Annotated in this window: 28 protein-coding genes; 9 read left to right on the top strand and 19 right to left on the bottom strand. The window is 50.5% G+C overall.

Going from position 1 to position 26,746, the window contains the following annotated elements:
- Nucleotides 1-215 precede the first annotated feature (215 nt).
- The 11 genes from KFE80_09685 to KFE80_09635 all read right to left on the bottom strand — a co-directional run bounded on the left by KFE80_09685 (nucleotide 216) and on the right by KFE80_09635 (nucleotide 11,027).
- A complete protein-coding gene (locus KFE80_09685) occupies nucleotides 216-1,673 on the bottom strand; it encodes a hypothetical protein (protein UTW44663.1) in 1,458 nt (485 codons plus the stop codon).
- On the bottom strand, nucleotides 1,651-3,081 hold the full coding sequence (locus KFE80_09680) for an SMEK domain-containing protein (protein ID UTW44662.1): 1,431 nt from the start codon (nucleotides 3,079-3,081) through the stop codon (nucleotides 1,651-1,653). Before KFE80_09680 ends, KFE80_09685 begins: the two co-directional genes overlap by 23 nt.
- Before the next feature lie 279 nt (nucleotides 3,082-3,360).
- Nucleotides 3,361-4,467: a saccharopine dehydrogenase NADP-binding domain-containing protein gene (locus tag KFE80_09675; GenBank protein UTW46688.1), complete on the bottom strand. Its 1,107-nt coding sequence runs from the start codon at nucleotides 4,465-4,467 to the stop codon at nucleotides 3,361-3,363.
- 8 nt (nucleotides 4,468-4,475) lie between these two features.
- Entirely contained in the window at nucleotides 4,476-5,474 is a 999-nt protein-coding gene (locus KFE80_09670; protein ID UTW44661.1) for a DUF4166 domain-containing protein, read from the bottom strand.
- On the bottom strand, nucleotides 5,471-5,938 hold the full coding sequence (locus tag KFE80_09665; protein UTW44660.1) for a DUF2269 domain-containing protein: 468 nt from the start codon (nucleotides 5,936-5,938) through the stop codon (nucleotides 5,471-5,473). Before KFE80_09665 ends, KFE80_09670 begins: the two co-directional genes overlap by 4 nt.
- A 60-nt stretch (nucleotides 5,939-5,998) precedes the next feature.
- Nucleotides 5,999-6,469 carry a hypothetical protein gene (locus KFE80_09660; GenBank protein ID UTW44659.1) on the bottom strand — a complete coding sequence of 157 codons (471 nt, stop codon included), beginning with the start codon at nucleotides 6,467-6,469 and terminating at the stop codon, nucleotides 5,999-6,001.
- Between the two features lie 96 nt (nucleotides 6,470-6,565).
- A complete protein-coding gene (locus KFE80_09655; GenBank protein UTW44658.1) occupies nucleotides 6,566-7,168 on the bottom strand; it encodes a YfbM family protein in 603 nt (200 codons plus the stop codon).
- Nucleotides 7,169-7,226: 58 nt separating this feature from the next.
- Nucleotides 7,227-8,117, bottom strand: coding sequence for an MBL fold metallo-hydrolase (locus KFE80_09650; protein UTW44657.1), 891 nt, complete (start codon nucleotides 8,115-8,117; stop codon nucleotides 7,227-7,229).
- A gap of 61 nt (nucleotides 8,118-8,178) precedes the next feature.
- Nucleotides 8,179-9,369, bottom strand: coding sequence for a hypothetical protein (locus tag KFE80_09645; GenBank protein UTW44656.1), 1,191 nt, complete (start codon nucleotides 9,367-9,369; stop codon nucleotides 8,179-8,181).
- An 80-nt stretch (nucleotides 9,370-9,449) separates the two neighbouring features.
- Nucleotides 9,450-10,094 (bottom strand): DUF2959 domain-containing protein, encoded by a 645-nt coding sequence (locus tag KFE80_09640; protein UTW44655.1) that lies wholly within the window; start codon nucleotides 10,092-10,094, stop codon nucleotides 9,450-9,452.
- 60 nt (nucleotides 10,095-10,154) lie between these two features.
- On the bottom strand, nucleotides 10,155-11,027 hold the full coding sequence (locus KFE80_09635) for a lysophospholipid acyltransferase family protein (protein UTW44654.1): 873 nt from the start codon (nucleotides 11,025-11,027) through the stop codon (nucleotides 10,155-10,157).
- A gap of 121 nt (nucleotides 11,028-11,148) precedes the next feature.
- Between KFE80_09635 and glyQ the strand changes: the two genes are divergently transcribed.
- From glyQ to KFE80_09605, 6 genes are all read left to right on the top strand, one after another.
- The gene (gene glyQ, locus KFE80_09630) at nucleotides 11,149-12,129 is read left to right on the top strand and encodes a glycine--tRNA ligase subunit alpha (GenBank protein UTW44653.1); all 981 of its coding nucleotides are present in this window, start codon (nucleotides 11,149-11,151) and stop codon (nucleotides 12,127-12,129) included.
- Entirely contained in the window at nucleotides 12,126-14,201 is a 2,076-nt protein-coding gene (gene glyS / locus KFE80_09625) for a glycine--tRNA ligase subunit beta (GenBank protein UTW44652.1), read from the top strand. The genes glyQ and glyS overlap by 4 nt, the downstream gene beginning before the upstream one ends.
- Before the next feature lie 107 nt (nucleotides 14,202-14,308).
- Nucleotides 14,309-15,043, top strand: a complete 735-nt coding sequence (locus KFE80_09620) for a 1-acyl-sn-glycerol-3-phosphate acyltransferase (protein ID UTW44651.1) — start codon at nucleotides 14,309-14,311, stop codon at nucleotides 15,041-15,043.
- 134 nt (nucleotides 15,044-15,177) lie between these two features.
- Nucleotides 15,178-15,405, top strand: coding sequence for a hypothetical protein (locus KFE80_09615; protein ID UTW44650.1), 228 nt, complete (start codon nucleotides 15,178-15,180; stop codon nucleotides 15,403-15,405).
- A gap of 87 nt (nucleotides 15,406-15,492) precedes the next feature.
- On the top strand, nucleotides 15,493-15,657 hold the full coding sequence (locus tag KFE80_09610) for a hypothetical protein (GenBank protein UTW44649.1): 165 nt from the start codon (nucleotides 15,493-15,495) through the stop codon (nucleotides 15,655-15,657).
- Between the two features lie 150 nt (nucleotides 15,658-15,807).
- Complete coding sequence (locus tag KFE80_09605) at nucleotides 15,808-16,677, top strand: DMT family transporter (GenBank protein UTW44648.1); 870 nt, start codon at nucleotides 15,808-15,810, stop codon at nucleotides 16,675-16,677.
- Here KFE80_09605 and KFE80_09600 read toward each other — a convergent pair.
- The 4 genes from KFE80_09600 to pspA form a co-directional block, all read right to left on the bottom strand.
- Nucleotides 16,674-17,681 (bottom strand): DUF4097 family beta strand repeat protein, encoded by a 1,008-nt coding sequence (locus KFE80_09600; protein UTW44647.1) that lies wholly within the window; start codon nucleotides 17,679-17,681, stop codon nucleotides 16,674-16,676. The two genes, KFE80_09605 and KFE80_09600, sit on opposite strands and share 4 nt — an antisense overlap.
- Nucleotides 17,682-17,706: 25 nt before the next feature.
- Nucleotides 17,707-18,165, bottom strand: coding sequence for an envelope stress response membrane protein PspC (gene pspC / locus KFE80_09595; GenBank protein ID UTW44646.1), 459 nt, complete (start codon nucleotides 18,163-18,165; stop codon nucleotides 17,707-17,709).
- A 15-nt stretch (nucleotides 18,166-18,180) separates the two neighbouring features.
- Complete coding sequence (locus KFE80_09590) at nucleotides 18,181-18,441, bottom strand: envelope stress response membrane protein PspB (protein ID UTW44645.1); 261 nt, start codon at nucleotides 18,439-18,441, stop codon at nucleotides 18,181-18,183.
- 63 nt (nucleotides 18,442-18,504) lie between these two features.
- A complete protein-coding gene (gene pspA, locus KFE80_09585) occupies nucleotides 18,505-19,197 on the bottom strand; it encodes a phage shock protein PspA (protein ID UTW44644.1) in 693 nt (230 codons plus the stop codon).
- Nucleotides 19,198-19,374: 177 nt separating this feature from the next.
- Here pspA and pspF point away from each other — a divergent pair, with 177 nt between their 5' ends.
- Nucleotides 19,375-20,358, top strand: coding sequence for a phage shock protein operon transcriptional activator (gene pspF / locus KFE80_09580; protein ID UTW44643.1), 984 nt, complete (start codon nucleotides 19,375-19,377; stop codon nucleotides 20,356-20,358).
- A 13-nt stretch (nucleotides 20,359-20,371) separates the two neighbouring features.
- Here pspF and KFE80_09575 read toward each other — a convergent pair whose 3' ends face one another.
- From KFE80_09575 to KFE80_09565, 3 genes are all read right to left on the bottom strand, one after another.
- Nucleotides 20,372-21,079, bottom strand: a complete 708-nt coding sequence (locus KFE80_09575; protein ID UTW44642.1) for a hypothetical protein — start codon at nucleotides 21,077-21,079, stop codon at nucleotides 20,372-20,374.
- A 77-nt stretch (nucleotides 21,080-21,156) separates the two neighbouring features.
- Entirely contained in the window at nucleotides 21,157-21,555 is a 399-nt protein-coding gene (locus KFE80_09570; GenBank protein ID UTW44641.1) for a DUF2007 domain-containing protein, read from the bottom strand.
- Nucleotides 21,548-22,144: a DUF488 domain-containing protein gene (locus KFE80_09565; protein UTW44640.1), complete on the bottom strand. Its 597-nt coding sequence runs from the start codon at nucleotides 22,142-22,144 to the stop codon at nucleotides 21,548-21,550. Before KFE80_09565 ends, KFE80_09570 begins: the two co-directional genes overlap by 8 nt.
- Nucleotides 22,145-22,327: 183 nt before the next feature.
- Between KFE80_09565 and KFE80_09560 the strand changes: the two genes are divergently transcribed.
- Both KFE80_09560 and KFE80_09555 read left to right on the top strand, forming a co-directional pair.
- Nucleotides 22,328-22,945, top strand: coding sequence for a DUF4329 domain-containing protein (locus KFE80_09560; protein ID UTW44639.1), 618 nt, complete (start codon nucleotides 22,328-22,330; stop codon nucleotides 22,943-22,945).
- A gap of 285 nt (nucleotides 22,946-23,230) precedes the next feature.
- Complete coding sequence (locus KFE80_09555) at nucleotides 23,231-23,899, top strand: energy-coupling factor ABC transporter permease (GenBank protein ID UTW44638.1); 669 nt, start codon at nucleotides 23,231-23,233, stop codon at nucleotides 23,897-23,899.
- Between the two features lie 411 nt (nucleotides 23,900-24,310).
- Here KFE80_09555 and gyrB read toward each other — a convergent pair whose 3' ends face one another.
- Complete coding sequence (gene gyrB / locus KFE80_09550; GenBank protein ID UTW44637.1) at nucleotides 24,311-26,731, bottom strand: DNA topoisomerase (ATP-hydrolyzing) subunit B; 2,421 nt, start codon at nucleotides 26,729-26,731, stop codon at nucleotides 24,311-24,313.
- Between the last annotated feature and the right edge of the window lie 15 nt (nucleotides 26,732-26,746).

Raw genomic sequence — 26,746 nt, 5'->3', positions numbered from 1 at the left:
TGAATAACCTTCCAGGCATCAGCACTTAAAAGGTTATTTTTTATTTTTCCGAATTGTTGATTGGTACATTTAAGTGCTCCTCATTTGGGTGGCTGATTGGCAGCGAGGGTTGAGTGGTGGGAATGATAGCGAGATTGAGATTTGTGTCAAGTGGCAAAATTATGTATGCCTTCGGCCAAGAGCGGACATTTCATGCTGTGCATATTTACACACTACTACATATAAAATGCATAGCTCGCCTGAGGCGTCTGCTTGTCTTCCACATACTTTAGGATTTCACCAACTCGTTCCGCACACTCCAAGGTAATTGGCCATTTTCCATCTAGGCGGGCATTGTTCCAGTTCATCTTTGTAAGGCCCAGGATTTCCGTAGCGATATTTTCTATTGAATATTCGTTTTCAAAAGCTCTTATCTCTATAGGAGTGGGCACATAACCGCCAGGGTAAGTTTTATAGTAGTTGATGAAACCACGAGTATATAAAATAGCTCGATCATCACTCAATGCTAAAAAGCTTCCTCTAGGTGGAGGAAATAATTCGTAACTGAATAATTTAATAGAGGACGGCATAACAGTTACATAGTCTTTTAGCTGAACGCCTTTCAATTCGAGTGCGATATTAAATCCGTCAATCTCTTCTTTTCTAAAGTTACTTTTTTTATGAACAACAACACGAGCAGGAGATTGCTTTAAAGCGCGCTTGTATTCATCTAAAGCATTAGACAGCAAATCAAATGCCTGCTGTTTATCCATATACGGTCGTTTATTATCTTTGTCTATTGAAACTGGAGAGCCTCTTAAGATAACACCATGACCATATTCATCGAAAACCTGCGCCAAGCTTGTAGAAATTGTTTTTTTATCACGGCTCTTATAAAACCCTACTCCAACATAACATGTTCTGGGTTTATTAACGTCTTCTCTTAATCTCCACGGAATAGTTTTTATACCTTTATAGTAAAGGGCTGTACAAAAATTCCAAGCTCTCGTAGCCTCATCCTCAATATCTCTCGGATTTTTTCCAACACAGAACACCTTCTCTCTCGCAAGTTGGAGCGGAACACCGAACGGCATAGTTTTCGCCTTTAGAAGACGCCTAAAATTGTATTCTAGCTGGGTAGCTTCCTCATCAGCTTGCTCACCTAGCCGATCTTCTAAAATATCTTCATTGTTTTTAATTTTTTCTAAAGATGGGCTCTCAGTAACGGCCGAAAATAAATCATCTGGCAGCGCACAAACAATAACATCCACAGGCCTATTTTCGGCTAAGAAGCGAATTTCTTCGAAATAAAGCTGAACACAAGAATTAATACGCTCTTCAATATCTTTTATCTTCTGTATTTTTTGGATTTTCGAATTCTCAATAGGACGAGTTGATCTATCCCCATAGAGCAGCTTACAGTAATAACCATGTGTATCTGAAAACCCGCCAAACCCTCGAAACAAGTTAGGCAGCTTGCTTTCTTTACCTTCTATAAATGATTGACAATGACGCAACCATCCATTCAAATCATCTATTCCTTTTGGTCGCCCCACAAGTCCAACTCGTAATTCTGACTTTCTAAGCTCGTCATTGATATCGTAAACACCAAGAGACTCAATTCCAGTTTTAGGGCAAACGTGATCGCCTCTACCAAAAGTTAATTTGGGCTCATCCAATATTTTGAATTTCATTTTCTCCCTCCAAATCTTCCTCGTCGGACAAATCAACGATCTCTGAGTGTTTGAATTCAAACTCCAGAGGGCTGCTTATTTTTACAAATGATTCATTTTTTGATGTCAGCTCACCTAGGTAACTGGATACGAATCTAATGTGATCCCTGACAGAATGATTTTTCTCAAGCTTCTTTTTATCTGATACCAATTTATGATTGTCTAAATGTGTGCGCTTTAGTTGGTATGTAAACAGCCACGATGGATATATCATGCAGTACCATTCATCCTCAATCATGGTAAAAGTTAAATCAAAGCCAAAGTGCCTATGTGCGTATATTTTATATTCATCTTTAGAAGACTTTATCTGATCATAAACAGTTCTCGTCGCCTTCCGCTTATCTTTCCAAGTTACTTTTCTCGCTTTATCGCCTTCCTCTTTTGGCATAAACAAGAAAAGTCTATCTTTTCTCCGATAATAAACCTCATCCTTTTTTAGAGTCTCTTGTATATTGGACTTCAAAAGTTGTTTAAAAATATTTTCATATTCTGAGAATTCGCTATTGAAAAATTCTGTAACATCAAACCGTTCGATTGTTCCCTCATCTATCATTCCAGAGAAAGGAGAAGACTCTTCCAAGTTTTCAAATGTGAATACTTTATTTTCGTGAAGTACAAATTGAGCGTGTGAGTACCCAGCTAACTCTAACCCTAGATACAAACATGATCGCGTCGTCTTTTTTTTAGGCAGATATGTCAAGAATTCTTTTGCAGTCTCCCAAATGCCATCTTTATCAATTTCTGGAACTGCACTATAGATCGAAGTTGGGAAAGTCACTTGAGCTAAGTTAGATACAAAAACATATGGAACATTGTCATCCGTATCCAAACTGTTAATTCTGGCATCAATATCTCCTGCGACGCCCTTTAACTCTCTAAGTAATCTCTGCTGCGTCGCAAAACGCATGCTCGTAATTTTTTCCACTATTACTTCTGGATCAACAATGTGTTCACTCGTAGAAAAATGAAACGGCATTTCACCAACTATCTTATCGATTGCTTCTTGCGAGTATGTTTTTTGCCGTTTAACTAGGGTAAACACATAGAGGTCATCAAAAGTATTGTAATATTGCTTGTCAATAAATGTGGTTACTGAATCTTTTACTTTGTCGAGGTTAGTTGTTGCCGTTACTTGAAAGCTAATGCGATTTTCGGTATCTCCAAGATCAATCCCGGGATAATTTTTTTGATGGCGATTTAAATTTTCAAGTTTAGACGCCTGAAATACCTCCCTCAGGATCGGTATCCATGCATCCTCAGAGGCTAGATTGATATCTGTTCGGGTTTGCTTTGAAGCTATGGATACTTGAGACATTATGCGAGAAACAATATCTCTTAGATCGTTTTCCAATTCTAATTTAGCTTTCAATGACGAAATCCTTAAATTTATTTATTCGTTCGATTTTTGGTTCCAGTGTCCGCTTTGGTTCGAAAACAGACACTCTATTCAAAAGAGCATTATTAGCCGACAAGAAACAAACTAGAAAGGAAACCCTGAATACCCCCTGCCGCACATCCTGCCAGCTGTATAGGCACTATAGTGCTTTATTTAACATTTGATGTGAACAGGCCATGTCGACTTGAAGATAGGCGGTTTCTGAGAGAGATTGCCGCGTCGCCTTCGGCTCCTCGCAATGACGGGGAGGGGTTAGGAGGTGCTTTCTTCCCAAGAAATATCCATACTTTCCAAAGCCATTAAATACTCTTCCTTACTGATAAACCCAATACAGGGATAAGCCCCTGCCTGATTCAGCTCCCCTCGTGCTAATTTGCCGCAAAGCAATATAGCTGGCATACAGGGAATATAGGGCCCATCGCCACTTTTAGCGGTAAGCTCAAATTCTATGGTTTTGGGCTTGCCCTCTTTCCCCTTACCTGAAAGCTGCATATAAAAGCCACTATTGGCACTGCCCAGGCGGTCGAACAGGAAGGAGGTTTTTAGTAGTAAGCCTGCGGACTTTTCCAATTTGCGAATTAACCCGATTCGTACCAAAAAGGATAGCAACCATAGAGTTATATGAATAAATGGCAATTCCAGCCCGGCATAGAAGCGAATAGTTTTTAGGCTTGGGTAACGTTTGGGAAACAGCGCCAGATCAGGCACATTACAGTTGCCCAGCAGGCGCCAGCCAAGTTGTTTAAAGTGCTTTCGCTTTAGCCCTTGCCAGCCATAGACAGAGCGCTCTTTGCCTTCTATCCGTGTAGTAAACGGTTTGCCCGTATAGCTAAGTATGGCTGCTGTGGTGGCCAAGCCGCGGGTGGTTTTCTGGGCGGTGGTGATGCCGTAATCCAGCGATTCCATTTCACTGAAGTCATCTTGGTAGTAATCCATCAGTGCCGAGGTTAAGCAGGGAACAGAGCTGGCACCGCTGATTACAGTTATTCCGGCGGCTTTTGCCTGAGCGTCGAGTGCGTCAATGCCTGCCACAAATTCCCGACCATCTGCCAAGTCAATATAGTGTGCGCCGCATTGGATACAGGCTTTCGCCACATCGTGGCCCTGCCCCTGAAAGGGGCCGGAGGTGTGAATCACGATATTTGGCTTTATAGCCTGTAATGACTGTTCAAGGTTTTGGTGAATATCCAGGGCTATTGCTTCTGGCTGATTGGCCGCCTCCATGTCGGCAATCAGTGCTTGGGCTTTTTCCAGTGAGCGACCGGCAATGATCAATTGCCGGTTGGCATCGGTAGCCAGTCGTTTGGCGATAAAACGGCCAAAGTTGCCGTAACCACCAATAATCAATACACGCTTTATAGGGCCACTCAATCGACCACCTCGAACTTTCCTTTGTACTCATACACTTTGCCCCACCATGGGTGGCGAATATGGGTTTCCATTTCAAAGTGATTGTCGTCTATGGCGCGCTCTTCGGCGTAGCCTTTGCCCATAAACCAATGCAAAGGTAGTGGCATAAGCCAGCCGAACAAACGCAGTACATAACCCCTGTGCGCCAGAATCACCTTTTCGCCGTCCCAGCTGTATTTGGATTTCCAGCCCAATCCAAACGCCATTAGTTCCACGACTTCGCCATCGTTTAGCGGCAGCATTTTTGAATGGAAGATATAGGGCTTGTCAGCCGTGAAATAGAATTTGCGGTAAAAGTGAAATGCCTTACTCTTTATCTCACTTTGAAACTCTACTGTTGTCTGTACGTTTTGCGCGTTGCGGGTGGGGATTTGCCCCATTAAACGCATCAGCGGTGCTAGCCAAGTAAGGGGGGGTTTGCACATTACATCCAGACGTCCGCGCACCAAATATTTGTCGTTTGTGTAGGGCCGGTTGCGGTAGTGCTTGTGCATTACTGGTGGCAGTGCTTGCCAGCTGTCACCAAAGATAGATTGAAAAATCGGCTGTTCTTTTAACTGCAAATTATCGATACGCCCTGCGCCCTTACGATTGATTAACCAGTTGCGTACTGCACGCATGGGCGGGTATAAAAATTTGGCCAACCCGTCTGACCAGAACAGGCTTTTGCAAAACGCCATAAACGGATTTTTGGTTTCGCCATGGCGGGCCATAAATTTGAGGGCATCTTTGCCGTGGTAAAAGCGGCCATCAGTGTAGATCACCATGCCTTCGTCCAGGTCAAATTCTTTTTGTGTAATTGTTTGTAGAAGAGGATGTCCTTTTTCTTCGCGAGCATTTAATAAATGTAGTGCGCCGTACTTTTCTTTGATACGCAGGGCCTGGGCAGCCTGATTGCAAATTGGGCACTCGCCATCGTAGATAAACCAAACGCCTTCTGCGGAAAACTCGTTCATACCGGTTTGGCCACCATCAGGTAAAACACTGCCATCAAACCTATAAAGGCTGGCCAACCCAACGCACACCACAGTTTAAATAGCCGATAATAACGCTGGGGAAGTTGTTCCTCTGTTTCTATGGCCAAAGCGAGCATTTTTTTCAGTTGTATTTGAATCCACACTACCGGCAGCCAACACAAGCCGACCAGAATATAAATAATGTAGGTGGTGGTTAACCAAAAATCGTTCCAGTTATAGCCCACCAGATAAATCAGTGCGATTCCAGATAACGGCTGAATAATCACTGCGGGCAGGGTGAACAGGCAGTCAGCCAATACGGTATTTTTAGCAGCGTAAAGTTTTTCGTGAAGGTTGTTTGCTCGCATCGAGCGAAACATAAAGAAGGCTATGCCTATGCCGGTACCAAACAGCACGGTGGAACTCAGGATATGGAGAGTTTTTATGGCGAGGTAGATGTTCATTGTTAAATTTTTCGCCTCAAATTTAGGGTGCTTTTAACAGTTTTTAAACTTGCCGACCTTTTAACTACCTGACCAAATTGGTTTTAGTTTGTGCAACTTAACGATATACGGGATGAGAACAGCTAATTCCAAGCGAATGAATAGGCCATCACCAATAAACATTGTATAAACGCATATTCCTGCACTGATATACCCCAACACCATACAAGAGCTAACACCCCAAGATCTTGTAAACAGTAGGCCAAATGCGCAAATTCCATGGGCCAAAAAAAGTCCTACAATTAGCATCGCTACTGGGGAAAGTATCGACCCGGTAGTTTCTAACCCATAAAGGGCGAACTCGCCATTCACTCCAGTCATTGCTGAAAAAATAGCTATCATTGGCGCCAAACTACCTATCACAATAAATATCCAGCCAAATACTTTGATCCATTTCGGTATTAGCTTTTTTCGATAGGTAGCAATATCTTCAGCTGAAGAAGTGCTTACCAATTCGCTATCTGGAGATTTATACAAGTTATTATCCGTCATAACGTTCCTTATTTTTGTTTATCAATGGATGTTACCGTTAAATACAAATTTACCAGCGCCTTCTTTGTGCTACCGATTACGGTTCGTAACGGATATTCAACACAAATACACCGCCATTCCCAGCTTATTTTTTACGCACTTTTCAACAAAGGTTTTAAGGTTATCAAAGTAGTCTGCGATGTATTCAAAACCTTCATCGCTATCACGCTTCCAAATATTGGGGTAGATATCCAGTTCGTCCATTTTCTGTGGGTCGTAGTTGGCCTGTAGGCCTTCCGTGGATATTTCCGATAGGTGCTGGTGAATGGTTTTTACTGTGTCGTGGTGAAAAAGCCTTGCGGGGCCGTAGCCCACATCAATATCACCAGCGCTTAGGCCGCCCACGGTAATAAAGTCCATAGGCGGCTGTGCGTCATAGTCGGTTTTATTCAGGCAAAAGTGGATGCCATGCCAGGATTTATCCAGGTCATCTTCAACGCCCTCGCCTTCTGCCAGGTTCAGTTGCTGGGGTTCAACGGGGGCGGGTGGCTTTTTACCAAATAGCCGGGCCAGAAAGCCCGGTTGTTGTATTTGCTGAATAGCGTCTTGGTAAATTTCTGGGTCGTCTGGTGCAATGAGCTGCCATATAAGCTCTGGCTGGTTCAGGATTTTTTCAATGTTTTTATCGGATACGCTGTGAAGCGCCAAGCACATTCCCATTTTTCACTCCTTTGAGACAAGGCTCCCTCTTGGGCGGGAGCCTTGTATGGTTCGGGTATTAAATACCCCGGTAAATAATTCCTACCCAGTTATCCGCTTTTAAAAAACCGCCATTCCACACAGCGTCCAGATCCGCAGTGGGTTTTGCCGCAACTGTCTCTTCTTCGGTTTTGCCCTGGTCTTTCAGGGCTTTGATGCGCTTGTGAACAGTGGCCAGCATATCCCGGTATTTTTGCAGTTCCGCTTTGTTGGAGAGCGGGCCGTGGCCGGGAATAATTTTGGTGTTGTCGTCGCTGTGAGCCAACATTTTGTCCACGGCTTTAACCACACCGGCGATGGAACCGCCGCTGTCCGGGTCAATAAACGGGTACATACCGGCAAAGTACAGGTCGCCAGTGTGAATCACGTTGGCGTTTTTAAACACCACAAAGCTGTCGCCGTCGGTGTGGGCGTTGCCTACGTGCACGGCGTTCAGTTCGTCACCGTTCCAGTGCAAGGTCATGGTGTGTGAGAAGGTCACCACTGGCAGCGCCGCTTTGGGCTGTGGTGGCGACTTCATATTAAAGGCTTTGACAAACTGTTCGGTGGTGAGGCGTTTGCGCACGTTGTCGTGGGCCACAATAATGCTGCCCGCGTTACCAAAGTGTTCGTTGCCACCGGTATGGTCGCCGTGCCAGTGGGTGTTGAGTAGGAATTTGGGCGTGTCACCACCGAGCTTTTTGATGGCTGCAGCAATACGATCTGCCAGGGGTGCGAATTGGTCGTCGATCAGGAAGGTACCATCTTCCCCTATCGACAGGCCCAGGTTACCGCCCGCCCCTTTCAGCATGTAGATGCCGTCGGTCACTTGAGTGCTTTCTATTTTTACGTTGGCAAAGCGGTCGTGGTTGTGAGCAAAGGTAACGCTGGATGCAACCAGTGCCGCCACTGCGAGTACGGTTTTTTTCATGGTTCTCCCTCCGGTTTAAAACAGTGAATCCCCGCCCCCGCCTTCGCGGGGATGGCAGCTTTTATTCCTGATAGCTGGAAAGCAGCAGTTTCATCATTTCCTGAGCGGCGCGCTCGGCGATGATTTTGATTTCTTCCCGGTCGGTTTTATCCGCCATTTCGTAGGTGATCGCGGTTACCCCAAAGTTTTCGTGCATGTAGTTGCGCGAGGTAGGCAGCCCGGGGTTGTGGCCGGGATTGCGCTTCATGGTAAAGCCGGGAATGCGTTTTAGCAGCGCTTCCAGCCAGGCTTTGGTGAACCCTTGTGGGAAGTTCTTTTTGTCGTCTGGCTGGGTGTAGAAAATGTTTTCGTAGGTGGAGTGAAAGTCCAGGAACAGGTAAAGGGAGTCGCCGTCTTCGCCTTTAAAGCGAGCCAGTTCGTCGCGCATCAGTTGTGTTTCTGGTTGGGTGAACGGCCCCCAGTCGCGGTTCAGATCGATACCGCCGGTACCATGGCGCCAGTGGCCGTGTTCCACACCGTCTGGGTTGAGATTGGGTACCACCAGTACGTTGAATTTGTCGCGGAACTGACGGGCCAGTTCGCTATCGCCCATCACTTCTTCCACAAACGGCATCAGTGCCAGTGCACCCGTAACTTCCGGAGGGTGTTGGCGGCCCACAATGGCCACATAGCCGGGGCGCTCGGCGGTGTTGGATTCCAACTTGTAGATGGGGCGGCCTTCGGCGGATTCACCCAACAGGGTCTTTTGCATCAGGCCCCGGGCTGCCACGTTGTCTGCCCAGTTGATGTGGTCCTGATTGCTGATAATTTCCTGGCCGGATATCCACAGGGGCTCAGGCCCAACCTTCAAGGTCAGTTTCAGGGTTTTGTTGTCGTACAGCAGCTGCTGGTTTTTCTCTGGCAACAGTTCCCAGTTGCGACCGTCGCGACTCATTTTGGGCGGGTAGCGATGGGGGGAGTGGTCGTAGTTCAGGTAAATACGGATGGTGCGCTTTTTCGCCGCGTAAACTTTGAAGGCGTACCAGGCAGAGTGGTTGATGGGTCGGTTCTCTGGCTTAACGCTAATGCTGTATTCGTTCTTGCCAATTTGTGAGCACTCACTTACCCGTCCCATTGGAAAGTCGCTGTCGATGCGCAGGTCACCAAAACCACAAGTGGGGGCCGGGTTTTCCACTTTGCTGTTGTGAGCCCAGGCCGAGCCGCACAGCAATAACGCTAGCAGTATTCCCCCGAGTGTGTGCTTGTGATTCATGGCAATTCCTCTGTTTGGTGCTGGTTTTGATCGCCTTTGCCGGGCAAAGGCGCGGAGGCAAGAACGCGTAAGAAGCGCTCTTAGCCCTGTTTGATCTTGTTAATAAACTGGTTGGCCTGCTCGATGGACTGCTGCATTTGGTAGATCAGTCGGCCCACATCGGCATCGATGGTTTTTAGCTCGCCCTTCAGGGAATCGATGGCACGGGCGTTGAGGTTGTGCTTCAGGTACAGGGTTTGGTCGCGCAGGGTATTGAGTACCGGGGCAACGCTTTTTTCAGCACGGCGCATGGTTTTTACCAGGCGCTGGTATTGGGCGCGGGTATCGCGCAATTTGCTGGCGCTGTCACGGCGCAGGCGATCGCTGGTGTAGCTTTCCAGCTCTTCTTCCCATTCGTCGAACAGGTCTTCGGCCACGTCTTCCACACTGTCGATGCGCGCGGTTATTTTGGCGGCAGCGGCCTCGCTGTCTTCGTATTCACCCTTGAGCTGGTTATAGAGCTTTTCCAGGTTGCCGCCATCGAAGTTAACCACCGAGCGGTATTTTTCCAGGGCATCCTGAAATTGTTCCTGGGTGTCTTCCTGGGCTTCCTGGGTATCTTCGATGCGGTCCACCAAAATATCCCGCTTGTGGACGCCGACTTTTTCCCAGGCGCTGTAGTAAGCGCTTTCGCAGCCGGCCAGTAGTAACAGGCCAGCAGATAACAGTAGTGCTCTTGTCAGCATGGTAGCTCCTTGTGTTGGGCAAGCTTTTTGTAAAAAGCTCAATAAACCCACATTGGTAAATTAGTAAACAGGTGGCAGCCCATCCGGGCGCCGCTTGAAACGTTTGTATTCCCACTGATACTGGGCTGGCGCGTTTGATACCGCCGCTTCAACACTGCGATTGAGCGCGGCCAGCGCCTGTTTTTCATCATCGCCGTAAAACTCGGCCTCCGGCTCTTGGTAAAACATTTCGAAACCGCCGGGCACTCGTAAGCTGAAGGTAATAATGGCACGAGCACCGGTGCGCTGCACCAGTTTATTTAGCAGGGTCATGGTGAGAGCCGGGGTATCAAAGAAAGGCGCGAAGTCGCCGCTTTCCAGGTCGGGCTCCTGGTCGGGCAAAATTCCCACGGTTCCACCGGTGCGCAGGGTTTTGACCAACGCCATTACCCCGCGTTTGTCGGTGGGTACCAGATCGGCGCCCAATTTGCTGCGGGATTCTTTAACGATGGCGTCCATTTCCGGGTAGCGGGACGGTTCGTACATAGTAGTCATGTGGCACTGGCGGCCCACTTCAAAGCCGATCACTTCCCAGTTGCCCAGGTGAGGGCTGACGATCAGTGTGCCCCGCTCGCTGGCCAGCGCTTCGTCCAGCAACGCCTGGTTATGAACCTTTTTGATTTTGCGGTACACCCACTGGGGGTTGCGTTGCAGCACCAGGGGCAATTCAAAAAAGGTTTTGCCCAATTCGATCACACTGGCTCTGGCCAGCTCGGCTTGTTGATCCGCACTCAGGGCCGGGAAGCACAGCTCGATATTGGTTTGGGTAATGCGCGCTTCGCGGGTTTGCTTACGCCACATGATGCGGCCCACCAAGGTGCCCAGGCCACGGGCCACACCCAGAGGCCAATAACCCACAAAGCGGAACAGAGCGAGAGCTATTTTGGTTTTCATAAAAAAACGCTGTGCCAATAATGGGGCCAGAGCTTACCGGAATTTGAAGCACACCCCAATCAAATTGCTCGGCCACTCTGTCACAGACCATCGGTGCCCCGTATAATGGCCCGCTTTTATAATGCCTGCGGAGTTTCCTAACGTGGCAGACAAACAGACTTTTCCCGGCACCTTTCAGGAGCTGATCAGTGCACTGCAGGATTACTGGAGTGCTCAGGGCTGTGTAGTGATGCAGCCACTGGATATGGAGGTAGGTGCCGGCACCTTCCATCCGGCCACGTTTTTACGCGCTGTGGGCCCGGAATCCTGGAACGCCGCTTACGTACAACCTTGCCGCCGCCCCACCGATGGCCGCTACGGCGAAAACCCCAACCGCCTGCAGCACTACTACCAATTCCAGGTAGTGATGAAGCCATCCCCTGACAATATTCAGGAACTGTACCTGGGCTCATTGCAGGCCATGGGCGTTGACCCCGAAATCCACGACATCCGCTTTGTGGAAGACAACTGGGAATCACCCACTCTGGGTGCCTGGGGCTTGGGTTGGGAGGTGTGGCTCAACGGTATGGAAGTCACCCAATTTACCTACTTCCAACAGGCCGGTGGCCTGGAATGCTACCCGGTCACTGGCGAAATCACCTACGGCCTGGAACGCATTGCCATGTATTTGCAGGGCGTGGACAGCATCTACGATTTGGTGTGGACCCACGGCCCCGACGGCACGCCGGTAACTTACGGGGATATTTTCCACCAAAACGAAGTGGAGATGTCCACCTACAACTTTGAACAGGCGGACGTGGACTTTTTATTCCAGCAGTTTGACCACTACGAGCGCGAGTGCGCCAAGCTGGTGGCTGCGGACCTGCCCTTGCCCGCCTACGAAATGGTGATGAAGGCATCGCACATTTTTAACCTGTTGGATGCTCGTCATGCGATCTCGGTTACCGAGCGCCAGGGCTATATTTTGCGGGTGCGGGCCTTGTCCCGAGATGCCGCCACCAGCTATTTCAACAAGCGAATGGCTCTGGGCTTTCCGCTGGCACCCAAAGCCCTGGCGGATGAAGTGATTGCTGCCAACCAGCCAGAAGGAGACAAGCCATGAGCGCAGATTTTCTGGTTGAGATTGGCACTGAAGAGCTGCCACCCAAATCGTTGCTGCAACTTTCCAACGGCTTTCACGACGGCATAACCCGCGGTTTGAAAGAAGCGCAATTGGCTTTTGAGTCCAGCGTGGCTTACGCCTCGCCCCGCCGCTTGGCGGTGTTGGTAAAGGGCCTGGTTGAACAGGCCCCCTCCCAAGAGGTTGTCGCCTGGGGGCCACCAGCAAAAATTGCCTTCGATGCAGAGGGCAACCCAGCCAAAGCCGCCGAAGCCTTTGCCAAGAAGAACGGCCTTGAGGTGTCTGCTCTGCAAGTTGAGAACGACGGCAAGCAAGACAAATTGTGCCACCGAGCTACTCAGGAGGGTGCCAAAACCCGCGAGGTGATTGGCGGCATTATTGAAAGCAGCCTAAAGGCACTGCCCATTGCCAAACGTATGCGTTGGGGGGCGTCGCGCACCGAGTTTGTTCGCCCCATGCACTGGTTGGTGCTGCTGCATGGCGACCAGGTGATTGATGGCAGCGTGATGGGTATTGAATCTGGCCGCACTACCCGTGGCCACCGCATCCACAGCGACGGCGATATCACCGTTAATAGCCCAGCTGATTACCTGGAGCTGCTGCGCAGTGGCTACGTGATGGCGGACTTTAACGAACGCCGGGAGCTGATTCGCAGCCAGGTGGAAGCCGCCGCTGAAAAAGCCGGTGGCCGGGCGGTAATTGACGACGACCTGTTGAATGAGGTGACCGCCTTGAACGAGTGGCCCACTGCACTGTTGGGCCGCTTTGAAGAGCGCTTTTTGGAGGTGCCCGCCGAGGCACTGATTTCCTCTATGAAGGAACACCAAAAGTACTTCCATGTGGTGAACAGTAACGGCGCGCTGATGCCACTGTTTATCACCATTGCCAACATTGAGTCGAAAGACCCGACTCAGGTAATCGCTGGCAACGAACGAGTGATTCGCCCACGGCTGGCGGACGCTGCGTTTTTCTACGACACCGATAAAAAGACGTCATTGCAAAATCGCCGCGAGAAGCTGCAAAAAATTGTTTTCCAGGCGCAGTTGGGCACGGTTTTCGAAAAGACCGAACGGGTGGCCAAGCTGGCCGAAGCGCTGGCGCCCACCGTTGGCGCCAACCCCACAGAAGCGAATCGGGCGGCGCAGTTAAGCAAGTCCGACCTGGTGTCGGAAATGGTGCTGGAGTTCAGCGACCTGCAGGGTTTGATGGGCCGCTACTACGCCCAGCACGATGGCGAGCCAAGCGACGTTTGCGAAGCTCTGTTCGAGCAGTACCTGCCCCGCTTTGCCGGAGACCGGTTGCCACAAACTCAGGTGGGTACCACCCTGGCATTGGCAGACCGCATCGATACTCTGGTGGGCATCTTTGGTATTGGGATGACCCCTACTGGCTCCAAGGACCCATTTGCGTTACGCCGGGCCAGCCTGGGTGTGTTGCGCCTGTTGGTGGAGAACGACATCGATCTGGATTTGCGCGATGCGCTGACTCAGGCGGCTCAGTTATACAGTGGGCTACCAAAGGCCGACAGCGTTGTGGAGCAAGTACTTACTTACATGACAGATCGCTTCCGCGCTATATATGTTGACCAGGGCATCGCCGCCGAAGTGTTTATGGCGGTAGTCGCCAAACAGCTCAGCAACCCACTGGATATCGATCAGCGGGTGCAGGCCATTCACCAGTTCAGTCAACTGGAAGCCGCCGCCGCACTGGCTGCCGCCAACAAACGAGTGTCCAATATCCTTGCTAAGCTGGAGGGTAGTGACGTGGCTGGTGAGATTCAGAAGGGTTTACTTCAAGAGCCCGCCGAGCAGGCTTTGGCCGCCGATTTAGAGCGACTGGAACCCACCATTGCCCCGATGTTGGCAGAGCGCCATTACGCCGATGCCATGGGTGAGTTGGCCCAGCTTCGTGAGGGTGTGGACAAATTCTTTGACGATGTTATGGTCATGGCCGACGATTCGGCACTGCGGAACAATCGACTTGCCCTGCTCACCAAGCTTCGCAAGCTGTTCCTGGACATCGCCGATATTTCACTGCTGGTTCCAGCAAAATAGAACCGGTTTTCCGCCAGGGCGGAAATCCATCAGGTTACGACTGTTCACTCATGAGTTACCCCCGCTGTTGTGGGGGCGACATGAGCAACGAAAATGAGCCATAAACTATGAGCCCAGTGAAAAAAGCATTTTACGGCATACGTTCCGCACTGTTTTACATCACTTACGTGCCTTGTATGACGTTTTTCTCCAGCTGTGGTTTTACCATCGGCCTGCTGGTGCCCTACAAAACCCGTCACGACATTGTGTCGCTGGGCACCACATGCACCAACTTTTGGCTGCGGGTGTGCTGTGGGGTAAAAATCGAAACCACGGGCAAAGAGAATATCCCCGAAGGCCCCATGGTAGTGCTGGCAAAGCACCAGTCTACGTGGGAAACCTACCATATGCAGCGGCTGTTCCGGCCGGTGAGCACCATTCTCAAGAAAGAACTGCTGTCGATACCCGTGTTCGGCTGGGGGCTCAACAAGTTGCACCCTATTGGCATTGATCGGGACAACCCCCGCGCCGCCATGAAACAGATTATGGCGCAGGGCAAGGAGCGCCTGGCGGAGGGCAACAATGTGGTCATTTACCCAGAGGGCACCCGAGTCGACCCCGGTGAGAAAGGCAAATACGCCCGCAGCGGCGCCGCACTGGCCATTGAGGCCGGTGTTCCGGTACTGCCCTTGGCCCATAATGCGGGCCTGTGTTGGCCTGGCCGCCGTTTTCTCAAATTCCCCGGCACCATTAAAGTGGTGATTGGCGAACCCATCACCACCGAAGGGCTAACCAGCAAAGAGCTCACCGAACGGGTGGAAAATTGGATTGAACGGCAACAAGCCGTGATTGATCGCCCATAAGTACCAGCTGTCTCACAACTAAAGTATTAACCAGTTCACACTTTTATAATTCTTACTGGCGATAAAGCTATCGCCAACCTCTGAGCTTTGGCGTCGATTGTTCACGCCAAAGCATTAATTACCTACTGATACGTATGAAACTGGTTGAAGAAGACACCACCGGTCAGGTGTATGCGCACAATTGCCGCAGAACCAAAGACGGAAAACTATTTTTCGGGGCTGACCGCCGCCGGGGGCCGCGCCGTACCCAGCGTGACCGGCGCAAGGACATTCGCTTTGAGGCCGATCGGCGCACCAACGCCGGCCGCCGCAAAGAGGATTTCGACATGCGTGATTATCAGGTAAAACTGGAAATCCTGTAGCTTAGATTCCCACAGATTGTTGTGGCTCAACACGGCCTTTTATTGCTACATTTAACGGTGTAAGCATATTCATAAGGGACCCGAGCCATGCTTTCCAACACCCCCTATACTGGCCCTGAGCGCCGCCAGATAAAACGCCGCACCCTGGCCGATCGGCGCCAGGATATTCGCTTCGAGCCCGGCAAACCGGATCGCCGTATTGGCCCAGGCCGACGAGACTGTGATCACGAGTACTGGCACGACGCTCCGTAGTAAGCACTTACAAACCTTCAATTTTAAGCGTTACTTGGCAACGCGGTTTTACCGGATTTTGGTTTACACCGGATTCCGCGCTGCTAGCCGCTTTCTATTTGCCCCATACCCCCCTAAACTGGCGCTCCTTTAGCATCAGATAGATACCCTATGGGCGTTTTTGCCGCACTGATTGCCGCACTGGGCTGGGCCATCGCCACCCGCATATATCGAGCCATGGGCAGCCTGTGGCCACCCCTGGTGCTCACTTGCATCAAGAGCGGTGTTGCCAGCGTGATGTTCGCTGTTTGGATCCTTGTGTTTGGTAGCGGCTTTGGCAATAACTTCGGTGAGGCCATTGTTTGGCTGATACTCAGCGGGGCGATTGGCATCGGCCTTGGGGATACCGCGCTGTTCCGCGCCCTGATGCAGATGGGGGAGTCTCGCAGCTTGATGATTGCAGAGACCTTTGCCCCTGCTTTTGTGGTTATCGCCGCCTGGTTTTTCCTCAACGAACAGCTGAGTGTTCGCCAGATCATTGGCATGGTCGTGGTAGTTGCCGCTGTGGATATGGTGGTGGGCCTGCGCGCAACCAATAGCGGCAATGTGCTTAACCGGGTCGGCATTGGCTGGGCTACCCTGTCGGCATTGTGTCAGGCCATCGGCGTTATTATCTCCAGGGCCGTTTTTACCACCGAGGACATCAGTGCCGAAGCCAGCGCCTTTTGGCGGCTGCTCGGTGGCCTGGCCATTGTGCTGTTGTTGATGGCGGTGAACCGGGTGAGCCTTGTGCCCAAAAGTCGCCCCAGCAACCGCCAATACTGGTTGCTGTTCTGGGCGATTGTGCTGGGTACTTTCGTGGCTCTGTGGGGGCTGCAGCTGGCCATTAAAGAGCTACCAGCCGGTGTTGCCCAAACCTTGTTGGTGACTTGTGCGCTGATGGCGGCGGTGATTGCCGCCATCAAGGGGGAGCGGTTGCGGCCGGTTCAATGGTTTGGGTTGTTGCTGGGATTGCCGGGCGTCGCGCTGGTGGTTGTTTAAAGGGCAATGCCTGAAAACCGGCGGGGCGAGTGACTTTTAATCGCCTGCCGCTGTGCCGTTGATTTCAGAATTCGCACATTCCCGGCACTGGTGCGTATTTTCAACTGTGGGCCACCGCCATTAAGAGTACCGCTAAGGGATTTTTTGCGGTTGCTGGTGGTGTTTTCCAGTGACAGCTCTGAACGAACCCGCGAGCCCTTGGCGTCTATATCCAGTGCAACTCCCGATGCGATCAATGCAGTGACACTCCCAGCGCTGGTGGCCAGGCGAGAGTCGGCACTGGGCTGATGATTAAATACCGCCTTGATACTGCCGCCAGCGGTTTTTGCGTTCAAGCCAGCATGCACACCGGTTGCGTTGATGCCGCCACCAGAAGTGGCCACTTCCGCAAAGCCGCTTATGCCTGCCAGTTGAATACTGCCACCGGCGGTACGCGCCTCCAGATCACCCTCAATCCTCTTGGCACTGATGGCACCACCGGAGGTTTTCACTGTGACATCACCGGAGACATCCGCAATCTGAATACTGCCCCCAGAGGTTTTGCCGTTGATGTTGCCAGTAATGCCATCAAAGCCGAGGCTGCCACCGGCGGTTTTCGCCTCTATATCGCCTTCGAGGTCGCGAACATCAATGGCGCCGCCGCGGGTTTTTAAGTCGACATCAAATTGCTCGGGTACCACCAGGTGGTAGCGTACTCGACGGTTGCCCCAGCTCCAATTGAGCAGTTTCTTTTCCATTTCTCCAACAACCTCCACAACACCGTTGCGGTAGTCCATGGATACCTGGAATTCGTCATCATCCAGACCTTCGATCTCCACTCGTATTATTACGGTGTCTTTTGAGTGAGATTCCACGTTGATGGCACCCCTTTCAGAATCCACCACCAGTTGTTCACCGGGATTCACTGTGAATGCTTTTTTCACTTCCCGATCCGCAGCGGTACTGAGCACAGGCAGCAGCAGTAGTAGTAGCGTGGATAGCAGTGCAGTAGTTAGTTTGTTCATTGTTCCCCTCCCCCTTGGGTATCCATCAAGAATCCATTTTGGCGAACTCGCGATTGAGTTCGAACTGTCGGGACGTCACATAAGCTTCCATTCCTTCTACTCGGCTAACGGCGCGTTTCAAGCGTTCCTGTGCCCGGCGCAAGCGAATAGATGACACTTTGTATTCGCGAGTTTTGGGGGCTTCGGTCGCCTTTTTTTGCGTGCCTGAAGCCGCGTTTTCATAGGCTTCCTTTGGGCGCTTGCCCACCACCAGCCAGGCAATTAGGTAAATGATTATTGCCGTGCCCGAGAGCATAAAGAAGCCCAGAACAAAACCCAGGCGCATAATCCAGGTGGCGCAACCGAAGTAGTCGGCAAGGCCCGCGCAAACACCGGCAATAACACCCTCTTTTTTGTTGCGATACAGATCGCGGTTCCAGCCCGACTCACGGGAGTTATTAAATTTACGTTTGGTTTTCTGCCAGTCATTGTGATGCTGTGACATAGTATGTGTTCTCCGTTATTCCCCAGCGCTGCGCTTTTTAACCTTGCGCCAATTCGGGTGGGTATCGTCCAGTATGGATTCCAACACTTCGATGCGGTCAGCCAAGGTGTCGATGGTTTCCAACATTTCTTCCACCACTTCGCGATCTTGCTGATCCAAGGGCGACCCCGCGGTGCGTTCCATGGACTTGGTGTGGCGGTTTCTGCTGGAAATCAGCATCGGTACCACCACGACCATAAAAACGAGCGCCAGTACAAATAAATGTGATGATTGCATAGTGAATGAGCTCCGGCCCTGGTACTAAAAAAGGAATAGATCCAAAGTTTACCACCGGGGGGATTAGTGCTGCTTGCCTTCACCTTCGGTATTGCCGGACATCTCTGCCTTGATGCGCTCCAGCTCTTCGTTGACTTTTTCGTCCTGCTGCAGGTTGTCGATTTCCGTAGCCAGGTCTGGTTTGGGCTCTTTACCCAGGTCCATGGCTTCTACCTGGCCTTCCAGTTGATCCATTCTGCGCTCAAAGTGCTCGAAGCGGTTAAAGGCTTCGTCCAGTGCTTCGCGGTGCACCTGACGTTTAACCCGCATGCGGTCATTGACGGTTTTGTTGCGCAGCAGCAGGGCCTTTTCCTTGGCGCGAGCGTCGTTGAGCTTTTGCTGCAGCTGAGCCACTTCGTCATTCAGGTGTTCCATTTGTTCGTCAAGGGCGATCAGCTCTTCTTCAATGGCAACACACTCCTCAGACATTGCTTGCTTCTCAGCCAGTGCAGCGCGAGCCAAATCTTCGCGACCTTTACTGATTGCCAAACGGGCTTTGCTTTCCCATTCGTCCACCTCGGAGCGCACTCGATCCAGGCGACGCTGGACGGTTTTGCGATCGGCAATAACCCGTGCCGATGAACTGCGCACTTCCACCAGGGTTTCTTCCATCTCCTGGATAATCAAGCGGATCATTTTGCGAGGGTCTTCGGCCTTGTCCAACATGGCATTGAGGTTGGAATTAATGATGTCGGCCATTCGAGAAAAGATGCCCATGTGTTGCTCTCCTGTTGATGCATATTGAATGTGTTGCCTATTGCATTACAACTACCGTGCCAAAAACATAAGCATTTGTTTTTATTGAATTTTATGTTTTAGAGCAAATCTAATGTGGCCTTTAAAACTTATATTTAGCTATTTAAGCCGCTTATTATTTGGTAAATTTAACTAATTATGAGTGAACAACGTATTATTGGTGAGTCTCCCGCCTGGGTAGAGGCGTTGGACCAGGTATCCCAACTGGCCCCAATCAACCGGGCCGCACTGGTTTTGGGGGAACGGGGTACCGGCAAGGAGCTGGTGGCAGAGCGGCTGCATTACCTGTCGCCGCGCTGGGATCAGCCGTTTATCAAAATCAATTGCGCCGCCTACACCGACGGGCTGCTGGAATCTGAGTTATTTGGCTATGAACCCGGCGCCTTTACCGGGGCCACCCGCTTGCACCGAGGCCATTTTGAGCGAGCCGATGGTGGCACATTGTTCCTGGATGAGCTGGGCACGATGCCCAACCGAGTTCAAGAAAAAGTGCTGCGCATTATTGAATACGGTGAATTTGAGCGCCTTGGTGGCCAGGAAGCCATTAGCGTGGATGTACGCATTGTCGCTGCTACCAATGCCGACCTTAAAGCCATGGCAGATAACCACCAATTTCGCCACGACCTTCTGGACAGGCTCGCTTTCGATGTGGTGCATCTGCCACCACTGCGCCGACGGCAAGGGGATATACAACCACTGTGCGAGCATTTTGCGGTGCGCATGGGCCATGAGTTGGGCTGGGATTTCTTTCCCGGTTTTTCGCCCTCAGCCATGCGCCAGCTGCGCGATTATTCCTGGCCCGGCAATGTTCGCGAGCTAAAAAACGTGGTCGAACGTTCGGTGTACCGCTGGGGCAACCCCGAAGACGCCATTGACCGGGTAGTGATCGATCCATTTGCCGCTGACACGGATACCACAGGCCTTGCTACTGAGCTGGATCAAACCATTGCCGGTAATAGCGAGCTGCCCAACTTTACCGAGGCCACTCGGCAATTCGAGTCGCAGTTAATGCAGAAAGCCCTGGAGACTAACCATTTCCATCAGGGCAAAGCCGCAAAAAGTCTGGGGCTCACCTATCACCAATTCCGTGGCTTGTACCGCAAGCACAAACTGGGCGGTTAATTTTTAAACGCGGTTACTTGAACCCAGGTATGCCGTTGTCAAGTAAGCGGCCTATCGCTTGCTCCATATCGTTATTATTCAGTTCACCCCGCTCCGCCATAGAGGTACAAAGATTGGCGCCATACAGTGGGGATGAGGAACGCGCTGTCATTGCATCGACAGCCGGACCACCGCCCTGGTTAATCGCCTGAATAACAACTGGGCTAAGCATGCCAGCGAACTCAACCACCGGACACTGGATGGTGTTGTGCAACGCCGTCAGTAATTTGGGGCCGATAAACTGCGGGGGCATTGGGCCCGTTGTGTTTTGCAATAGGCGCTCTGCATGGGCGCAATAAAAGTCGAGAAAATGGTTGCCCTGGCGAAACAACAAAAATGCGTTGTGTACTTTTTTGTACGCTTTTAATTTTCCCGTTTGCTGCTGATTTTTTTGCACCCACACTTCCCTACCTAACGCATAGCCTTCCGGTAGATTTTCTGTGCCAGGTAAAATAAATTGATCTGGGCAGAAAACCAAAAAATCCGCATCACACCAAACAACCGACTCATAACCCTCTGCTAAAAACTTCTGCATCCATTTTAAGCGCGCCAAGTCGGTCGCAATCACTTTTTGACGGTTTGTTTTTTCCAACAACTCCGTAGTCATTAATTTAAAAAATTCATCGCCTAAAAAAATGTAATCGTAGTGATTTTTTTCAGACCAATTTTTTACCGATTCCAAGCAAACATTCAGCCAGGAATAAGGCAGTGGAGAACGATGGGATTGGATAACCAGAGTTTTTCTATTCATCGTTTATTTTATGATTGGCTTTTCTTTATATAGCCACAAGACGAACAGCGGAGTGTTTTTTTATAAAAGAAAAGAGGAAACCCCAAGAGTAAAAATACAATAAATGCGGGCTTTTTTCCTTGAGTAAAAATTTCCCACTGGTTTTCTTTACACTCAGGGCAGGCTTCTTTTTTATCCTCTGGTATTTTTTCGGAGTAGTCTTCACTGAGTAATGCTTTAGCCTCTTCTGCTTGGCAAGTAAAAACCTGTAAACGAACACCGCCCATGGCATTAGAGTACAACCAGTTCATATTAATTGTGTGCTCATCTAAAACAAATGCCTCAATACCTGCTGACTCAAGAGAAGACTTTGCAATTTGCGCTTGAAAGGGAAAATCAAACCTGGCAATAGTGGTAAATTTACTCATCAGTAGCAGGCCTCGTATACGCCATCCGCTGACACTGTTGTTTCCAGGCAGAGTGCAGCTGCTGCTCCGTTGACAAGAACAAATCCCCTTTGACACCGTGTAGCTCTGCCAGACGATCTTCCATGGCAGCCTGGCTTTCAAGCTCTCCGTGGTGACCGATATGTGTGACCTCAAGCGCCAACCGACTTTTTAAATAGTAGCCCACTAACAAGCTGCGATGACACTCCGCTGGATCCTTTTCTGCGCACAACAGGGCAATGTTCAAGCCCTTGCTCAACCCATTTTGTAAACGCTCAATGCCTTTTTGAAAAAGCGCCGATGTCATCAGGCGATCAAATTGCACCTGACCGCAGTTATCGTAGTGGTTGTCATCTTTGGAGCGTGGGCCCAACTCCTCCCCCATATAGATGTAGTAAATACCTCGAGCTCGCAAAGTGGCTTGCAGGGCTTCCCGGTGATAGTCATAAAAGCGCTTGCTGTAAGGCACAGAGCGCACATCGGCAACAGCGGCGATACGGTTCGCCGCCAGTTGTTCCAAAAATGTATCCAGTGGCTTGGTGGCATAGCCAATGCTGTAGAGTTGCGCCATTTTGTTTTTACGTTTCTTAACAAACAAAGGAAATGGATGGATATCAGTAAGTTAGACCGCGGATTCCACCTGAATAGAAAATTTTTAAAGCGGTTTTAAAAAAATTTTAATTTTCCGCATCCGAAACTGTTTTTCGCTGCGTCTATATAGCCACAGAGAGACGATACCAGGAGGAAACTGACCATGACTACTCTGAAACGCACCCCAGCAAAAACCACCGGCTTATTCGCATTGACCATTGCACTGTTTGCATTTGCCAGCAGCAGCTTCGCAGATGAAACTCGTATGGTTACTCAACCTTACGCTACCGAGGTGGCCGCAGTTACCGCTGCCGCCAACCGCTTTAACCCAAACTCCATTCGCAAAGATAAAGAGTACATGGGTACCATCTTGGAAAAGGATGGCCTGTTTTACTACACCTACACTGTCGGTGCTCGTGGCCACGACGAAATTACCACGCTGTTGCCCGATGAGTCCTTTGGCAACGCCGTTGCCTTGTGGCAAACACACGGCCGGGTTAGCCATTACAACCGTTATTTCTCACCCTCCGACCGAAATGTGTCTGAGCAATTGAACCTGCCATTTTACCTGGCAGACCACACCGGGCAACTGAAGGTATATAACCCTGGCGATAAAACCCTGCCACTGAGAACCGCACAACGGTTGGGCTTCTACGCTCGAGGCGCCTCTGAGGGAACGTTGGTAAAAGACGACCAAGGTAACTCTGTCGCCATCGCCACCAAACCCAGTGACTTGCATAGCACTGACGACAAAAAACAGGTCGCCAAGCTGGAAGAGTAAGCCTGTGACAAGTTTGTCCCCTGTTCGTACCTCACGGGAATCCCGTGGGGTGCGAGCTTTTTTCGGTTCAGTGGTGCAGATCTGCGCTGGAGCCACTGCAAGCCTGAGTATCGTTTCAAGTCGTCATAGCAGGGACTGATTAATACGTTTTACAAGCCAGGGAAGGCTTGCTCTGAGTCTACACTTCTCTCTAAAAAGCGGTTTAAGAGCGCGAATCTCGATTTATCACCAACGCTTAAGTAAACGCCATTACAATAGCGTCACTCGCTCTACAAAGCCGATATCGTGACGTTTTATACCGACATTCTCCCCTGGTTTTGGCACTGGCTCTGTTGGCCACTATTGGTACTCTGCGGCGGCCTGGCTATTTGGCAGTTCCCGTTACGGAAGGTGTTGGCAGTGCCACTTCGCCAGCATCTGGTACTGGGCTCTGTGATTGCATTGGTGTTGATATGGAAATTGGCTGCTCGCCTGCAGGATTACGACTTCGGCATTCACTTGTTTGCCGTTACCGCTGTAGTGATGTTGGTGGGGGTTAGTCCGGCACTGATCATTAGTGCCCTGGCTTTGGTGTTGTACACCTTAATCGAGCCAGCTATCGGTTGGTCTACCTACGCCGTTAATTTCTCCCTGGGTCTGCTGCCGCCGATACTGGCCAGCGGCGCCTGCCTGAAGATCGTTAGCCGGTTGCCACAAAAAAACTTGTTTGCTTATATGCTCGGCGTCGGCTTTGCTGGCGCCATTGCGGCACGGTTAATAACCACGCTTTTGGTGTATGGATTAATGGTGGTCTCCAATGAACCTGCGCTGGTAAAAATCGCCGATACCTACTTACCCTGGATGTTGTTAATCACTTTTCCAGAGGGCTTTATTAACGGGATGATTATTTCGGGGGTAACGGTGTATTGCCCACACTGGGTGAGGAGTTTTGATGAAGAGAGGTATTTGGGGTAAAGCGGTTAATCCAAGAATGCCCAAGTATCCGCTCCATCAAATTGTCTAATTTTAAACTGGGCAATCACCTTGGCATGACACATGCGGAAGTTAACCGCCATATGTTCTCCACCAGGCTGTAAATTTTCCCAGTGAGTAGTGCAACCACAAGTTTTGCAGCTATGGATAGCCAGAGTTTGATCACCTTGCACATAACGGATGGTGCCATTATCAGGCGCAGATATCCGAACATGCCCAACGGGCAAGTGCCCCCAAAGAGCGCCTATACGGCGGCAGATGGAGCAATTGCAGTCCACCAGTTTTTCGGGGCTGTCGCTTAGCTCAAAGGCAACAGCCCCGCAGTGGCATTGTCCGTGGTGTATAAGCTTAGTCACTTATATAGCAAGGCACCCAATCAAAGTAAGTACTCACTTACACATCCAGATTAGTCACAGCCAAGGCATTGGTTTCAATAAACTCCCGACGCGGTTCTACATGATCGCCCATCAGGCAGGTAAACATCTGGTCAGCGGCAATGGCGTCTTCAATGGACACTTGCAGCAGGCGACGGTTTTCCTTGTCCATGGTGGTCTCCCACAGTTGGTCGGGGTTCATCTCACCGAGGCCTTTGTAGCGCTGGATGTTGTAGCCACGGCTGGATTCTTTCATTAACCAGGCCAATGCCTCAGCAAAGCTGGTAACCGCCTGTGTGCGCTCACCACGCTTGATAAAGGCCCCGTCCTCCAACAGCCCTTGCAACTCTTTGCCCAGTTCAACAATGGCGGCGTATTCACCACTGGCAATAAAGTCCTGACTGATGCGGTACTGATGAGGGACCCCATGGGCAATGATTTCGATCTGCGGCAGGAACAAACCGCGCTCGCTGTCGTTAGCTACTGTTATATTATAACGATGACTTCCAGCACTGTTTTCAGCCGCTACGGCCTCAGACAAGCTCTGGCACCAAGCTGTCATTGCGTCGTTATCTTTCAGCATATCCTCTGAAACCGCTGGCAGGTAGACCATTTCTTGCAGCACTTCTTCCGGGTACACCCGCGACATGCGCTCGATAATGCCGTTCACTTTGCGGTAGTGGGACACCATGGTCTCCAGTGCCGTGCCAGCTATACCGGGCGCTTCCGGATTAACGTGTAAGCTGGAGCCTTCCATAGCAGAATTGGTTAAAAAGGCTTCCAGGGCGGCTTCGTCTTTGAGGTACTGCTCCTGCTTGCCTTTACTGATTTTGTACAGTGGCGGCTGGGCGATGTATACGTAACCGCGCTCAATCAACTCACGCATCTGGCGGAAGAAGAAGGTCAGTAACAAGGTACGGATGTGTGAGCCATCCACATCGGCGTCGGTCATAATCACAATGTTGTGATAGCGAATTTTGTCCGGGTCAAACTCCTGGGCGCCGATACCACAGCCCAGAGCGGTAATCAGCGTACCCACTTCTGCGCTGGACAGCATCTTGTCGAAACGGGCTTTTTCCACATTGAGGATTTTACCCTTGAGGGGCAGAATCGCCTGGGTGCGACGGTCGCGGCCCTGTTTAGCAGAGCCACCGGCAGAATCACCCTCCACCAGGTAGATTTCAGAAAGTGCCGGATCTTTTTCCTGACAGTCTGCCAGCTTGCCTGGCAGGCCCGCGATATCCAGTGCACCTTTGCGACGGGTCATCTCACGTGCCTTGCGAGCAGCATCACGAGCGCGCGCAGCTTCAATCATTTTGGTAACCACCAGCTTGGCTTCCTGAGGGTTTTCCAGCAGGTAATCGGCAAATTTTTCGCCCATCTCCTGCTCTACGGCGGATTTAACCTCTGAACTCACCAGTTTATCTTTGGTTTGAGAGCTGAATTTGGGGTCCGGCACTTTTACGGAAATAATCGCTGTCAGGCCTTCACGAGCGTCATCGCCGGTGGTGGAGACCTTACTTTTGGCACCCAAGCCCTCTTTTTCGATGTAGTTATTCAACCCACGGGTCAAAGCGGCGCGGAAGCCCGCCATGTGGGTACCACCGTCTCGCTGGGGGATGTTGTTGGTGTAGCAGTACACATTTTCCTGGAAGCCGTCATTCCACTGCAGGGAAACCTCCACGCCAATGCCGTCTTCTTCGCGCTGACTGGTGAAGTGGAATACTTGGTTTACCGGGTTTTTATTCTTGTTGAGATACTCAACAAAGGCACTCAAACCACCTTCGTATTCATACACTTCTTCTTTACCACTGCGCTCATCCGCGAGGACGATACGTACCCCAGAGTTCAGAAACGACAGCTCCCGCAGGCGCTTGGCCAGAATATCGTAGTGGAAGTTAATGTTGCTGAAGGTATCTTCTGATGCCCAAAACTGTACTTCAGTGCCGGATTCGCTGGTCTCACCAATGACTTTCAGTGGTTCATCGGGAACACCGTGGCGATAGATTTGTTCGTGTACCTGGCCATTGCGGCGAATGGTCAGGCGCAGCTTTTTGGAGAGGGCGTTAACAACCGATACACCCACGCCATGCAAACCACCGGATACCTTGTAGCTATTGTCATCAAATTTACCGCCAGCGTGAAGCACGGTCATGATGACTTCCGCCGCAGATACACCCTCTTCGTGCACATCGGTGGGAATACCCCGGCCATTATCGGACACAGAGACCGATTCATCCGGGTGGATGGTGACGCGAATTTCACTGCAATGGCCCGCTAAAGCCTCGTCGATGGAGTTATCAACAATCTCAAACACCATGTGGTGAAGGCCTGTGCCATCATCGGTATCGCCGATATACATGCCCGGGCGCTTGCGCACGGCATCAAGGCCTTTTAGTACTTTAATGCTATCGGAGCCGTAATCCTGTTCTTCGCTCATTGCTTGCTGCTACCT

This window comes from bacterium SCSIO 12696, from assembly GCA_024397955.1.
GTDB lineage: Bacteria > Pseudomonadota > Gammaproteobacteria > Pseudomonadales > Porticoccaceae > SCSIO-12696.
The sequence above is the reverse complement of the archived record's forward strand: the minus strand, read 5'-3'. Positions and strand labels throughout refer to the sequence as shown.

What these genes read in the sequence shown, in the direction of transcription:
- gyrB (UTW44637.1), bottom strand. Translation starts at nt 26,731, where the DNA reads ATGAGCGAAGAACAGGATTACGGCTCCGATAGCATTAAAGTACTAAAA.
- KFE80_09610 (UTW44649.1), top strand. Translation starts at nt 15,493, where the DNA reads ATGCTTTCCAACACCCCCTATACTGGCCCTGAGCGCCGCCAGATAAAA.
- KFE80_09685 (UTW44663.1), bottom strand. Translation starts at nt 1,673, where the DNA reads ATGAAATTCAAAATATTGGATGAGCCCAAATTAACTTTTGGTAGAGGC.
- KFE80_09660 (UTW44659.1), bottom strand. Translation starts at nt 6,469, where the DNA reads ATGACGGATAATAACTTGTATAAATCTCCAGATAGCGAATTGGTAAGC.
- KFE80_09560 (UTW44639.1), top strand. Translation starts at nt 22,328, where the DNA reads ATGACTACTCTGAAACGCACCCCAGCAAAAACCACCGGCTTATTCGCA.
- KFE80_09640 (UTW44655.1), bottom strand. Translation starts at nt 10,094, where the DNA reads ATGCTGACAAGAGCACTACTGTTATCTGCTGGCCTGTTACTACTGGCC.
- KFE80_09645 (UTW44656.1), bottom strand. Translation starts at nt 9,369, where the DNA reads ATGAATCACAAGCACACACTCGGGGGAATACTGCTAGCGTTATTGCTG.
- glyS (UTW44652.1), top strand. Translation starts at nt 12,126, where the DNA reads ATGAGCGCAGATTTTCTGGTTGAGATTGGCACTGAAGAGCTGCCACCC.
- KFE80_09590 (UTW44645.1), bottom strand. Translation starts at nt 18,441, where the DNA reads ATGCAATCATCACATTTATTTGTACTGGCGCTCGTTTTTATGGTCGTG.
- KFE80_09670 (UTW44661.1), bottom strand. Translation starts at nt 5,474, where the DNA reads ATGAACGAGTTTTCCGCAGAAGGCGTTTGGTTTATCTACGATGGCGAG.
- pspA (UTW44644.1), bottom strand. Translation starts at nt 19,197, where the DNA reads ATGGGCATCTTTTCTCGAATGGCCGACATCATTAATTCCAACCTCAAT.
- KFE80_09615 (UTW44650.1), top strand. Translation starts at nt 15,178, where the DNA reads ATGAAACTGGTTGAAGAAGACACCACCGGTCAGGTGTATGCGCACAAT.
- KFE80_09655 (UTW44658.1), bottom strand. Translation starts at nt 7,168, where the DNA reads ATGGGAATGTGCTTGGCGCTTCACAGCGTATCCGATAAAAACATTGAA.
- KFE80_09650 (UTW44657.1), bottom strand. Translation starts at nt 8,117, where the DNA reads ATGAAAAAAACCGTACTCGCAGTGGCGGCACTGGTTGCATCCAGCGTT.
- KFE80_09570 (UTW44641.1), bottom strand. Translation starts at nt 21,555, where the DNA reads ATGAGTAAATTTACCACTATTGCCAGGTTTGATTTTCCCTTTCAAGCG.
- KFE80_09620 (UTW44651.1), top strand. Translation starts at nt 14,309, where the DNA reads ATGAGCCCAGTGAAAAAAGCATTTTACGGCATACGTTCCGCACTGTTT.
- KFE80_09600 (UTW44647.1), bottom strand. Translation starts at nt 17,681, where the DNA reads ATGAACAAACTAACTACTGCACTGCTATCCACGCTACTACTACTGCTG.
- KFE80_09605 (UTW44648.1), top strand. Translation starts at nt 15,808, where the DNA reads ATGGGCGTTTTTGCCGCACTGATTGCCGCACTGGGCTGGGCCATCGCC.
- pspC (UTW44646.1), bottom strand. Translation starts at nt 18,165, where the DNA reads ATGTCACAGCATCACAATGACTGGCAGAAAACCAAACGTAAATTTAAT.
- glyQ (UTW44653.1), top strand. Translation starts at nt 11,149, where the DNA reads ATGCCTGCGGAGTTTCCTAACGTGGCAGACAAACAGACTTTTCCCGGC.
- pspF (UTW44643.1), top strand. Translation starts at nt 19,375, where the DNA reads ATGAGTGAACAACGTATTATTGGTGAGTCTCCCGCCTGGGTAGAGGCG.
- KFE80_09565 (UTW44640.1), bottom strand. Translation starts at nt 22,144, where the DNA reads ATGGCGCAACTCTACAGCATTGGCTATGCCACCAAGCCACTGGATACA.
- KFE80_09635 (UTW44654.1), bottom strand. Translation starts at nt 11,027, where the DNA reads ATGAAAACCAAAATAGCTCTCGCTCTGTTCCGCTTTGTGGGTTATTGG.
- KFE80_09665 (UTW44660.1), bottom strand. Translation starts at nt 5,938, where the DNA reads ATGAACATCTACCTCGCCATAAAAACTCTCCATATCCTGAGTTCCACC.